The 12,312-nt window shown below is 37.5% G+C and carries 10 protein-coding genes; 4 read left to right on the top strand and 6 right to left on the bottom strand.

Translation table 11 applies throughout. The features are described 5' to 3' along the window. Positions 1-85: 85 nt before the first annotated feature. Positions 86-334: a GlsB/YeaQ/YmgE family stress response membrane protein gene (locus tag ACNARN_RS07095; protein ID WP_075672760.1), complete on the top strand. Its 249-nt coding sequence runs from the start codon at positions 86-88 to the stop codon at positions 332-334. A gap of 77 nt (positions 335-411) precedes the next feature. Here the strand turns inward: ACNARN_RS07095 and sseA are convergent, their stop codons facing one another. The 4 genes from sseA to metC form a co-directional block, all read right to left on the bottom strand. After that, positions 412-1,254 (bottom strand): 3-mercaptopyruvate sulfurtransferase, encoded by an 843-nt coding sequence (gene sseA / locus ACNARN_RS07100; RefSeq protein WP_416304286.1) that lies wholly within the window; start codon positions 1,252-1,254, stop codon positions 412-414. Positions 1,255-1,267: 13 nt separating this feature from the next. After that, positions 1,268-1,453, bottom strand: a complete 186-nt coding sequence (locus ACNARN_RS07105; protein ID WP_100159496.1) for a hypothetical protein — start codon at positions 1,451-1,453, stop codon at positions 1,268-1,270. Positions 1,454-1,765: 312 nt separating this feature from the next. After that, positions 1,766-3,133, bottom strand: a complete 1,368-nt coding sequence (gene dcuC / locus ACNARN_RS07110) for a C4-dicarboxylate transporter DcuC (RefSeq protein ID WP_109373446.1) — start codon at positions 3,131-3,133, stop codon at positions 1,766-1,768. 36 nt (positions 3,134-3,169) lie between these two features. Next, the gene (metC, locus tag ACNARN_RS07115; protein ID WP_198620447.1) at positions 3,170-4,345 is read right to left on the bottom strand and encodes a cystathionine beta-lyase; all 1,176 of its coding nucleotides are present in this window, start codon (positions 4,343-4,345) and stop codon (positions 3,170-3,172) included. 408 nt (positions 4,346-4,753) lie between these two features. Here metC and purB point away from each other — a divergent pair, with 408 nt between their 5' ends. Together purB and ACNARN_RS07125 are read left to right on the top strand one after the other, a co-directional pair. Then, the gene (purB, locus tag ACNARN_RS07120) at positions 4,754-6,121 is read left to right on the top strand and encodes an adenylosuccinate lyase (protein ID WP_160230094.1); all 1,368 of its coding nucleotides are present in this window, start codon (positions 4,754-4,756) and stop codon (positions 6,119-6,121) included. Positions 6,122-6,202: 81 nt separating this feature from the next. Then, positions 6,203-7,582, top strand: a complete 1,380-nt coding sequence (locus tag ACNARN_RS07125; RefSeq protein WP_198626141.1) for an MmgE/PrpD family protein — start codon at positions 6,203-6,205, stop codon at positions 7,580-7,582. Positions 7,583-7,651: 69 nt separating this feature from the next. On the opposite strand, the gene fabZ is transcribed toward ACNARN_RS07125, so the two are convergent. After that, complete coding sequence (gene fabZ, locus ACNARN_RS07130) at positions 7,652-8,077, bottom strand: 3-hydroxyacyl-ACP dehydratase FabZ (RefSeq protein WP_198620449.1); 426 nt, start codon at positions 8,075-8,077, stop codon at positions 7,652-7,654. A 210-nt stretch (positions 8,078-8,287) separates the two neighbouring features. Then, positions 8,288-9,196, bottom strand: coding sequence for a LysR family transcriptional regulator (locus ACNARN_RS07135; RefSeq protein WP_109373451.1), 909 nt, complete (start codon positions 9,194-9,196; stop codon positions 8,288-8,290). 242 nt (positions 9,197-9,438) lie between these two features. Between ACNARN_RS07135 and dinG the strand changes: the two genes are divergently transcribed. Continuing rightward, positions 9,439-11,547, top strand: a complete 2,109-nt coding sequence (gene dinG, locus ACNARN_RS07140) for an ATP-dependent DNA helicase DinG (RefSeq protein ID WP_416304287.1) — start codon at positions 9,439-9,441, stop codon at positions 11,545-11,547. Positions 11,548-12,312: the final 765 nt, after the last annotated feature.

Raw genomic sequence — 12,312 nt, forward strand, 5'->3', positions numbered from 1 at the left:
GGAAAAAATAACTATTTCGACTTACACTCAATAAGTGACATTTTTAGGTATGTTGTTTATATCATGACTATTTTTAGGGGGAAATATGGGAATTATTGCTTGGATTATCTTTGGTTTGATCGCGGGTATTTTAGCGAAATTCTTAATGCCTGGCTCTTATGATATTGGTCTGATATGGACTTGTATTCTGGGTATTGTCGGTGCCGTTGTGGGTGGTGCAATTAGTAGCTTCTTTGGTAAAGGTAAAGTAGACGGATTTAATTTTGGCAGCTTTGTAGTTGCGGTTATTGGTGCCATTGTTGTGCTCTATCTTGCAAAGATATTTGCAAGTTAATACTTTCACGCCAAACAGAGAGTGATAATAAACCCGCGTAATGCGGGTTTACTTTTTTAAGGCAAAAGCTGATTAAATTAGCATTCACAAGGGAGGGCACTTTCAGCGCCCCATTGCGCCCAAGAGCCGTCATAAAGTGCAATAGATTGGCAACCGAGTACCGTTAACGCTAAAAATAAAATAGCTGCTGTCATGCCTGAGCCACAAGTAACAATGATTGGCTGTGATAAATTCACGCCTGCTTGCTCAAATATTTGCTTCAGTTCCGCATTATCTTTTAATTGCCCATCAGTCACTAATTCATTCCAAGGTACATTTTTACTGCTGGGAATATGTCCACTGCGCAAACCAGGGCGAGGTTCTGGTGCTCTACCATAAAATCTGTCTGCCGAACGAGCATCTATCATCTGTTTTTGCTTGGTATTGAGATTATCAAGAAGCTGTTGTTTATTGGCATAACGTTGAGTATGACGCTCAACCACAAAAGGCGAAGTTGCTGGCGTAGCAATGACTTCACCTTGTTGGATTTCAAATCCAGCATCAATCCAAGCTTGTAATCCACCCGCTAAAATACGCACATTGCGACAACCTAATGTTGTGAATGTCCACCAGCCTCGTGGCGCTGAAAATAAATTACCTTGATCATAAATAATGACAGTAGTGGTATTAGAAATACCTAATTGCGTCAACGTTTCTGAAAATAGTGCATCAGAAGGTAACATATGGGGGAGTGACGTGGTTTTATCGGCGACTTCATCAAGATCAAAAAAATGCGCATGTGGAATATGACGTTCAAGATAAAGTGCTGAATAGTCAATGTCTTGTGTTGGCATCGGCGCACTGACATCAAGGATCACAAGGTCGCTATTATTTTGATGTTCAAATAGCCATTGGGGCGTGACAAAGTAATCATATTCCATAGTGCAACCTCATTTATTTTGTGGAAGGTGAGCTGTCGGGTATTGCTGGAAATTGTTGTGTTGGCGATGTTTCAGGTTGAGCTTGTTTGTTTTCTATTGGTGTAGTTGAACGGGTATAAATATTTAATCCCGCAAGGAAAACGCCACCGATAGAGCCAAAAGCAAGTAGTGCGATAACAACGATAATTATTTTTTTCATAATGTTCATTTGCAGATGAATGTTGCGCAAAAGTATATCGAGATATGAGGTTGAAACAAGCGTTAAGTCTCCAGATTGAGGAAAAACACAGAATAAAGGAGAGGCGTTCTATCGCGTTAAATAGGGTGAATAGAGATGTAAAAAAGGCTATTTACCTTTATAAATAGCCTTAATTACAGTACAAGTTGTGTTAATGATTTCAATCAAAGGTTACAGTCAATGATAAGAAAAACCCCTTAAACTCAGGAGTAAATGAGTTTAAGGGAAAGGGGTAACGCAACTTAAGACTTCATTTAAAATACAACTTAATTTTTACGAGTAAAGGAACCAGAATGTCATTGCTAAGTTCACAATGGCTGCCACAGCCATAGGAATAGCGGTTCGTTTAACTATTTGGAATGGTGAAACATTCGCAATACCTGCAATGGCGACGATGGCTGCGGTAATCGGTGAAACAGTACGACCAAAGCTTGTCATAATTTGCATAGGTAGAATTAAGGTAATGACATCCACTTTTAAGAAAGCCGCAATTTTCGGTGTTAAGGCTGCAAATGAGAAGAATGCAGCATTACCAGAGCCCATTAAGAATGCCGCTAAGGCAAGAATGGCACTCATCACAAGGATCATGGCGACAACACCGAAACCTGCATCTTGAGCAGAGCTAATAAGTGTATCGACTGCACCACTTTTTAATAAACCATTAGCAAAAAACTCACCCGATACAATTAACGATACCACTAAGACAAATTGCTTACCCATTCCTTCAAAAAACAGCATAAAGCTATTCATTACGGCCTTTGCATCACGTAAACGAACATATTCAAAGAGAAGTGCAATCACCGTACTGATAACCATCGCTGTGGTGACTTCTAATTTAATATAAGGGTGTAATAAAGGACTAAAGCCAATAATGAGTACCAAAGGGATCACAGGTAATAAGGCATAAGACAGTGGAATTTTGTTTCCTTCTTCTTTAACTGCATCAATTGTTGTTGGGTCAAAAACAAATCCTTCACGTTTATCCCACCAGCGTTGAATAAAGAAATGGGTAATCGCAACAGCAATAATAATAGGAATAGTAATAGGCAACTGGTGCTGAACAAAATAAACGGCAGGTTCAATATCCGCAGTTTTTGCTGCCATAATGACGTTACCAGAGCCAGGACCATGGTCGATAAACTGGCAGCATCCAATAACCGCTAAAGCAGAAAGTGGGCTAATGCCAGAACGAATTAATATCGGATACATGGTGACCATTAATAGCATTCCCAAACCAGCATGACTTGGAATAAAAATAACCAAGATTTGGGTAACTAAAAATGAAATAACCAAAAGTAAATAAGGCGATTTAATTGCTTTTAAAGGTTTTTCAAAAATGGCAAATAAAGCACGGCTTGCGCCAACGTGTTCCATATAACGAGAGAAACCCGCAATAGCCATTAATGTTAAGCCCAGTCCCGCTAAGCGAGAACTCATAATATCCGTAAAGATTTGGAAAATATCAAAATACTTAAATTGTGTTGATTTATTTTCTGGTAGTAACGGATTAAGATCGAGAGAAGCAGTTAGGAGCAGTAGCAATAAGCCCCCGAGTAATAATACTGGCTGAGGTTTATAACCTCTAGCCAGTAGATAAACCACCAACGCGGTTACCAGCGCGGCAATGATTAAACCTGTCATAGTAAATTCCCTAGTAGTGACGCAATAATATTGTTGTTATTTATTTAATGCTGAGAACGCTTGTGTAATGTCTGCAATTAAATCCTCAGTTGCTTCAAGCCCGATATGTAAACGAACAAAAGGACCGTGGCCTTCATGCCAATCAGAAGCACTTCTTGCTCCCGCAACATTGGCAGGTAAAGCAAGGCTTTCGAATCCACCCCAAGATGCACCAATACCAAAAAGTGTAAGAGCATCAATAAATTGTTCTGATTGTTTGGCGGTATAACCTTGTTTAAATTCAATGGTTAATAAACCGTTGCTGCCTTTACAATCACGTTTCCATAAATCATGACGAGGGTGATTAGGTAATTCAGGGAACCACACTTTTTCAACTTCAGGACGTGTTTCTAGCCATTGCGCAATAGCAAGAGCAGATTTGCCATGAGCTGCAATACGCTGTCCCAGTGTTCTCATACCACGAAGCACTAATGCCGCATCATCAGGGCTGCTGGCTTGACCTAATGCTTCAGGCAATGCACCAATTTTTTCCCATGCTTTTTCATTCGCAACCATAATTCCCATCATCACATCAGAGTGGCCGCATAAATATTTAGTCGCTGCAATAACTGAGACATCAGCACCTAATTCCAGCGGGTTATAAAGCCATGCAGAGCCCCAAGTATTATCAACACCAACAGGAATATTTCTTTCATGCGCAATACGGCAGATTTCAGGTAAGTCGAGCATTTCATAAAGTAATGAACCCGGTGATTCGACAAAAATAAGCTGTGTATTGTCTTGAATTTTTTGCTCAAAATCTGAACCATCTGTTTTAAAGAAGCTATAAGCAATGTTATTGGGTTCAAGAAAAGCAGAGGCAATTTTACGCACGGGTTCATAAACAGAATCTGCAAATAAAACATGACCACCACTGCGAGCATATCCCATAATGGTCACAGCGATAGCTGCCAATCCAGTAGGGAACAGTTGAGCGCGATGGCCACCTTCTAGCTCAGTTACTAAAGCTTCCAGTGCAAAAGCGGTTTCAGTACCACGAGCGCCGTAACTCAATACGCGCTCTGTTGCACGACGATCACGGACATCACGCCAGCTTTTAATAGAATCAAAAACAATGGTGCTGGCTCTCATAACGGGTGGATTAACTGGACCTGAGGTTTTAATTTCTTGGCGTCCACTGTGTATCAGTTTTGTTTGTTTATTTTGTTTCATTATTAATATCTCCAAATATAGAAATAGAGTTCCCCGGTAATTAAATAAAACCTTTAATTACTTTTTTCTCTGCGCTTATTCTGTTTCTATTATTTATAACAAACTTATTTATTTTTAAAATAGCTCTTTTTAAAAAAAGATGATCTTCATCTAATTTTTTAGCATTAATTATTCTAATTAAATCTTAAATAACATTTAAGATTCAAAAGTTATAACTAATAAATAAAGAGTTATTTATAACATATTGAATTAATGTTATTTTTTGATTGATTAGAAATTTTTTAATTTAGATTAAAATTATCAAAGTGTTTTTTTAGAGATTATATTGCATAAATAAAATAACAATCTAACAAGTCGTTTGATTAAAAAAACGATTTTTTTATTATTCTTTTAACAGGGGAAATAATTATGGGAACCAGCGTTTTTGATTCGGTTTTATTAAAGAATTTATGGTCAACAGAAGAAATGAGAACTATTTTTTCTGATAAAACGAGAATGCAAAATTGGCTTGATTATGAAGCGGCATTAGCCATAGAACAAGCAGAATTAGGGTTGATCCCAAAAGAGGCGGCAAACGTTATTGCAGACACCGCAAAGCTTGAAAAGCTCGATATGGATTATGTATTAGAACAAGTGCGTTTGACTCGCCATCCATTAGTGCCAACTATTCGTGGTTTAGAACATGCTTGCCCTGAACATTATGGTGAATATGTTCACTTTGGGCCAACCACACAAGATGTGATTGATACAGGTCTTGTACTGCAACTTAAAGATGCTCATCATACTTTCCTTCGTGATATCAAAATATTAGGTCGTTCATTATTATCATTAAGTGAAAAACACCGAAATACCCCAATGGTAGGGCGCACATTAGCATTACAAGCACTGCCAATCACTTTTGGTCATAAAACTGCAATTTGGTTAACAGAATTGGCCCGTCATTATCAACGTCTTAAAGAAATTGAACCACGTTTATTTGTGGGAAGTGTCGTCGGAGCGGTGGGCACAAAAGCCTCTTTAAGTGATAAGGCTGATGAATTAGAAGCGCGTGTATTAAAACGTTTAGGTTTAGGTGTGCCTGAAATTTCATGGCAACCTGCACGTGATAGATTTAGCGAATACGGCATGTTGATTGGCTTAATTAGCGGTACATTAGGTAAAATTGCCAATGAAATTTTGATATTAGCACATAACGAAATTGATGAATTATCAGAGCCTTTCAGCAAAGGACAAGTCGGTTCTTCAACGATGCCTCATAAACGCAATCCAGCTATTGTTGAAAATGCCGCTTGTGTTAGCAATACCTTAAAAGCAAACCTTTCTGTTTTAACCGATATGATGAAACATCAACACGAGCGTGATGGTGCAATCTGGAAAATGGAATGGAAAATCATGCCAGAACTGTGTCTGATGCTGTCTGTTATTTTTGATAATATGAAAACAGTATTAGGCGGGTTAAATGTTCATGTTGAAAAAATGCGCAAAAATATGGATATTTTGGGTGGCTTTATGCTGGCTGAACGCGTGATGTTTGCATTATCTGATAAAGCAGGTAAACAAACGGCACATGAAATTGTGTATGAAGCATCAATGTCAGGGCAAGAAGAGGGCATTACCTTCGTAGAAGCAATTAATCGTGATACACGTATTCGTGATCATATTACGCAAGAAGAACTTGATGCTTTGTTAGATCCAACGACTTATGTGGGTAATGCGCCAGCTCAGGTTGATCGTGTTGTCGCACAAACCAAAGCCTCTGGCTGGTTAAATGACTAAGTGAATTAATTACCTCCAACCTTCTTATTATCTAAAAGCCGGTGATATTGCTGGCTTTTTCTTATCAATTTCGAGGTGTTTATGACATTGAGTCAGCAGTTAGCCCAATTTATTACCACAACCACATTTTCTGATTTACCTGCTCAAGTTGTTAGCCGAGCTAAAATTCATTTATTAGATACATTAGGTGTCGCTTTGGCTGGCAGTGTGCAGCAAAGTGCAATTCAAGGGCGACAAGGCGTTGCTTTTTTACCTGATAGCCAAGGTGATATCCCTATTTGGGGAAGTTCACAAACGGCAAGTACAACCGTGGCAGCTCTTGCCAATGGAATTGCAGCACATGCTTTAGATTTTGATGATACACATACCGATTCCATTACACATGGTAGTGCAGTATTAACACCGATTGCTTTTTCATTGGGTGAATCTATCGGTGCATCATCACAAGATATTTTAACGGCGTGGGTGATTGGCTGGGAAGTCGCGGCAAGAGTAGGCTTAGCAAGCCATAGTGGATTTCATCAGCGTGGTTTTCATGCCACCGCAATTGCTGGTATTTTTGGCGCAACGGCTTGTGCTGCTTCGCTATTAAAATTGACGCCTGAACAAACTGTGAATGCATTAGGGTTAACAGGAAGCCAAGCAGCAGGAGTAGCTGAATATCTTACTAATAGCTCATCTTCTAAATGCTTTCATGCGGGATGGGCTGCACAATCAGGTATTATCGCCGCATCATTAGCAAAAGGTGGAATGACAGGCCCTGAAACAATATTTGAAGGTCGGTATAGCCTTTATCAAACCCATGGTATTCGAGAGCAAGCGCAACCAGAACAAGTTGCATTGGGATTAGGTGAAGTATGGGAATTTTTAAATGTTTCTATTAAGCCTTATCCGGTGTGCCATTTTGCTCATGCAACGGTTGATTGTGGGCGTAATTTGCTGAAAAAAGGGATCACCGCTGATGATATCGAGAGTGTCGAGTGCGTTGTCGATCCAGTAGCTGCTGCTTTGATTTGTGAGCCACCTGAAACAAAATGGGCACCTCAAACAGCTTATGGCGCTAAATTTAGTTTACCGTGGTTATTTGCTGCGGGTTTTTTAGATAATGCATTAACACTATCTTCATTATTACCTGAAAACCTCCAACGGGAAGATATTCAATCGTTAGCGAAGCGTGTAAGTTATCGTTATCCCGAAAAAGGAGAAATTCCATTTCCTACTTATTTTCCCGGGTTAATTTTCGTGACATTAAAAAATGGCGAAAAGATCACGGAGAGATTAGATATTCAGTATGGTAACCCGAAGAATCCAATGACAGATAAAGATGTGATCAGTAAGTTTTACGATAATGCATCTTTGGTGATAGAAGCTGAACAATCGGCACAATTAGTTGAGAAAATACTGCATTTCGACAATGTAACTATTTCAGAAATAACACAATTATTACGTGTTAAAAAATAGAAGGTTAAGCTGAAATAGTATAAACAAGATTATTGTGTGAAGGATTGGTTTTATCTGCCAATCCTTTATCTATTGCCTTGCACACATAAATTCAGATGTACAAACTATCTTTTCCCCAATTTTCACCGTACCTGAAAAGCTAACAATAGTGCGTCGCTGTCGGCGAAATTGGATCTCAATAACTAGCTGATCGCCTGCTTTTACCGCATCATAAAACCGAGCATTCTTTATGCTGGCAAAATAACATTGCTGATCCTCACTCATAGGTGAAAGGTAGTAATGTGCAAGAATGCCCGAAGCTTGAGCCATGCTTTCAAGAAGTAATAAAGGTGGGTAGAACTCGCCAAAAACAACGGTATCATTGGTTGTGACATTTTTGATGGCTGTTAATTTGCCACTGGCAAGCTCAGTTGGCTCAGAAATAACGCGATCAATTAATAAGAATGGATAACGATGAGGCAATATTTCCATTATTTCACTGATGGAAATGGGCATATATTTTCTCCTCGTTATGATGATAGAACAAATAGGCTTTTTACAATAAAGGTGGCTATTATTCCATTCTTATTCAATATGGTACAGTATTGAGCTATGTTTTAGCTAAGAAATTTGGGTTAAGTGGATAACAAAGACCAGAATAGGAAAAATCCAGTCTTTGTTACTTCTCATTTTTTGATGAGTTATCGAAATAATTTATTTTTTTGGTTATTCTTGTTGTAGCGTGATATCTGCATGATTAATCACTTCATTTTGTTCATTTTTCAATGAATCAAACAGAATTTGTGCCGCTTTCCCTGGGCTATTAGAATTAAAATAAAGGTTATAACGGATCGCAGGTAAAGCAGGTAAACCTTCTTTTTCGCCTAATATACGTAAATCATCACCTGAAAGCTCAATTGAACGCGCCATAATCCCTAAACCAGCTCGTACTGCCGCTCTTGCACCAGAAAGTGTGGTTGCAATATAAGCAATTCGCCAACGAATACCTTGCTGATCAAGATGATTTATCATCATATCGCGGTAAGTGCTTGGCTCATCAAGCACCACGAGAGGTAACGGCTCATCAAGATCAAATCTAAAATGTTTTCCGCAATACCATAATGAAGGTGAAACGCGTAATACGATTTTAGGATAACCCACATGCTCTTCAGTAGAGATGGCTAAATCTAGCTCATTGTTTTCTAACATAGACATTAAAAACGGACTACGTTTAACAATAATTTCCATAATTAAGCGAGGATAAGCGCCTGAAAAACGAGCGAGAAGTTCAGGTAAAATCGTGTTTGCGGTGTCATCGGGAGAACCAATTTTTAAAATGCCGTCAATCTCTTCATGCATTAGTGAAAGGCATGCCTCATCGTTAAGGCGTAAAATACGGCGAGCGTAATTAAGCAGTTGTGTACCCGCTTCTGTCAGTGTTTTATTTCGACCTTGGCGAGCAAATAGCTCTTTTCCAAGTAGAGACTCCAGTCGTTGCATCTGTTGGCTAACGGCGGATTGTGTTCGGCAAACGGATTCCGCCGCTGCAGCAAAGGTATTTCCATCGACAACGGCGACAAAGGTTCGAAGTAAATCAAGTTCTAAGTTAAAAATAGGGCGTTTTGCGGAAGTCATTATAGATATCTCTTAACTGGTGTTGTTGTGCTTAATAAAACAAAAGAAAAATATTTTTATAAGACTATTTTGGATGTTACTCATACTATGAAGAGTTGAATGAATAATCCATAACAAAGAGCAATAATTTCGAGAAGTTATCCATTCTTTGATGAAAAAGAGAGTAAATAAAGGTAACTACTGATTTTTATACAGTGTTATGAGACAATGACGCCTTTCTTAAAATCAGTTACAGAGTGGTTATGTCCCTTTCTCAATCCGTTAAAAATCAAATAAGTCAGTGGTATAAAGCCCTACCAGAGCATATCGAAGGGTTTATTCCGCGTGCCCCACAGCGTGAAATGATTGCTGAGGTAGCTAAGACTTTTTCTGATGAAATGGGGCGCCATCTTGTTATTGAAGCCCCTACTGGGGTGGGTAAAACACTCTCTTATCTTATTCCGGGGATTGCAATTAGTCGTGATGAGAAAAAACCGCTGATAATCAGTACGGCGAATGTGGCACTGCAAGATCAAATCTACAGCAAAGATCTGCCATTACTTAAAAAAATCATTCCTGATCTTACGTTCACAGGCGCTTTTGGTCGTGGCCGCTATTTATGCCCTCGCAATTTAGATGCGATTTGTGCCACTGAAGGCGAGCAAATTGACTTAATGTTTTTGCTTGAAGATAAAGTGGATGTGGCGACCAGTGCAGAAAGAGAAATTTGCCAAAAGCTCAAAAATGATTTCACTAGTTTCGGCTGGGACGGATTACGCGATCACCATAAACGAGCATTAACCGATAGTTTATGGCGTAAAATCAGTACGGATAAAATGAATTGTTTAGGGCGTAATTGCCAATATTATCATCGTTGTCCTTTTTTTATTGCGCGCCGTGAAATTGATGAAGTCGATGTGGTTATTACCAATCACGCTTTAGTCATGGCAGCTATGGAAAGTGAATCCGTGTTACCTGATGCTAAAAATCTACTTTTGGTACTTGATGAAGGGCATCATATTCCTGATGTTGCGCGAGATGCACTTGAAGTCGAAGGGGAAATAACCTTAGTTTCCCTTAATAATCAGCTTGATAATATCACTCGTCATGTTAGTCAGTATTTAGCGCAATTTATTCCTGTAAGACCGCCTAAATTGGCTGATCCTATTCGTTTTGATGCTCATATTGCTAAGTTACGTGAAGCCTATCAAGAGGTTGATACATTCACGCGAGCACTATTACCAGAACGTAGTGAACAAGATGAATATCTCTTCCCGTTAGGTGAATTACCTGAACAACTTCTGTTAAGTTGCCAGACATTATTTAAGCTAACGGATGGTTTAAAAATGCTGGGCGAAGCTATTTTAAACGATTTAACAGAACGGACAGCGAAAGAAGATGTTGTGCGTTTACATCGTGCCATTTTAACTACCAGTAGGATGGTGGGTTATTTAGAAAATATGGCGAAACTTTGGCGCTTAGCCACATTAGAGCAAACCTCAAAAGCACCAGTATCCAAATGGTTAACTCGTCGTTACGATAAAAAACAGTCTCATCTCTATTTTCATTGTGCTGGCATTCGGGTTAGTGAGCAATTGACGCAATTATTATGGAAAAACATTCCTCATGTGGTTATTACGTCTGCAACATTACGTTCATTAAATAGCTATTCTCGTATTCAAGAATTGACGGGATTAAGCGAGCAATTTGATGATCGCTTTATTACATTGTCTTCGCCTTTTGAGCATCAAAAGCAAGGCAAACTCGTGATCCCCAAAATGCACTATGAGCCAACTATGCACCATGAACGTGAGCATTTAAAAGAGATGGCTCGTTATTTTCGCCAAGAAATGGAAGAGAATAATCATCGAGGGCAATTGGTTTTATTTAGCAGCCAACGTGCAATGGATGGTTTTTTAGAAGAAGTGAAAGATTTGCGTTTATGCTTATTAGTACAAGGGGATCAGCCACGCTATCGATTAGTTGAAACACATTGCAAGCGTATTGATGCGGGTGATAATAGTGTATTAATTGGCTTACAATCTTTTGCTGAAGGTCTAGATTTAAAAGGTAATTACTTAACGCAGGTACATATCCATAAAATTGCCTTTCCTCCGGTGACTGATCCGGTGATTGTAACTGAGGGAGAGTGGTTAAAATCACTCAAACGTTATCCTTTTGAAGTGCAAAGCTTACCCAGTGCATCGTTTAATTTAATTCAGCAAGTTGGGCGCCTTATTCGTAGTCATCACTGTCATGGTGAAATTGTCATTTATGACAGACGTTTATTAACAAAAAACTACGGTTCACGCTTATTAACTGCACTGCCAGTTTTTCCAATTTATCAACCAGATATGCCTAAAGAGAAGTGATTTTCTATTATATTATAGAGATTTTACTTTTGTTAGTGATTTATGCTTCTCTAACTTACTTTGATATATTTATTAATGTGTTATTAATAAATATAGGCTATTTACTATAAGTTTTTATTCTTAATAAAAGAAAAATTGTTTTTTTGTTTAAAATAATACAAGTCATCTTATGGTTAAATATATTTAATCATTTCGTTTTATTTTTATTTAAGATTCCATCTGGTATTATTAACTTGTATTTTTTATGAATCTTATTAATAATTAAAAAATAAAAATATCTTATATTTAAAATTAAATAATTATTTTACATAAATTAATATAATTATAACAAAATAAACAATTATATTGTAATGCTCTTATTTTTATTAATTTAGAAAAAGTGAATACTTTATTTAGAAATTATCAGTCTGATGTTTTTTTAAATTATTTATTTTATATTAAATAGTATGCGATAATCTTTTTTTATTTAGTTAAGATAAATGCTCAATAAATTTATAAAAAATAACATTCGTTTTAACTATATGATTTGTTTTAATTTTTTATATTTGTTTTCTCGTTTTTTTATAGAGTTATTTTTATTGTTTTATTTCTATTTTGATATGTATCAATAAAATTAAATATATTTAATTAATAAGGTTGTAAGCTGTTTTTTTTTAATTTCTCTTCAGTACAATATATCTCATAAACACCCTATCACTTATTGAATTAAAAAATCTCTCCTGATTTTCTTAAATGAAACGATGATTGCTGATAGGGTGTTTTTTC

The organism is Proteus sp. TSJ240517, from assembly GCF_047921575.1.
Lineage (GTDB): Bacteria > Pseudomonadota > Gammaproteobacteria > Enterobacterales > Enterobacteriaceae > Proteus.

What these genes read in the sequence shown, in the direction of transcription:
- ACNARN_RS07095 (WP_075672760.1), top strand. Translation starts at nt 86, where the DNA reads ATGGGAATTATTGCTTGGATTATCTTTGGTTTGATCGCGGGTATTTTA.
- sseA (WP_416304286.1), bottom strand. Translation starts at nt 1,254, where the DNA reads ATGGAATATGATTACTTTGTCACGCCCCAATGGCTATTTGAACATCAA.
- ACNARN_RS07105 (WP_100159496.1), bottom strand. Translation starts at nt 1,453, where the DNA reads ATGAAAAAAATAATTATCGTTGTTATCGCACTACTTGCTTTTGGCTCT.
- dcuC (WP_109373446.1), bottom strand. Translation starts at nt 3,133, where the DNA reads ATGACAGGTTTAATCATTGCCGCGCTGGTAACCGCGTTGGTGGTTTAT.
- metC (WP_198620447.1), bottom strand. Translation starts at nt 4,345, where the DNA reads ATGAAACAAAATAAACAAACAAAACTGATACACAGTGGACGCCAAGAA.
- purB (WP_160230094.1), top strand. Translation starts at nt 4,754, where the DNA reads ATGGGAACCAGCGTTTTTGATTCGGTTTTATTAAAGAATTTATGGTCA.
- ACNARN_RS07125 (WP_198626141.1), top strand. Translation starts at nt 6,203, where the DNA reads ATGACATTGAGTCAGCAGTTAGCCCAATTTATTACCACAACCACATTT.
- fabZ (WP_198620449.1), bottom strand. Translation starts at nt 8,077, where the DNA reads ATGCCCATTTCCATCAGTGAAATAATGGAAATATTGCCTCATCGTTAT.
- ACNARN_RS07135 (WP_109373451.1), bottom strand. Translation starts at nt 9,196, where the DNA reads ATGACTTCCGCAAAACGCCCTATTTTTAACTTAGAACTTGATTTACTT.
- dinG (WP_416304287.1), top strand. Translation starts at nt 9,439, where the DNA reads ATGTCCCTTTCTCAATCCGTTAAAAATCAAATAAGTCAGTGGTATAAA.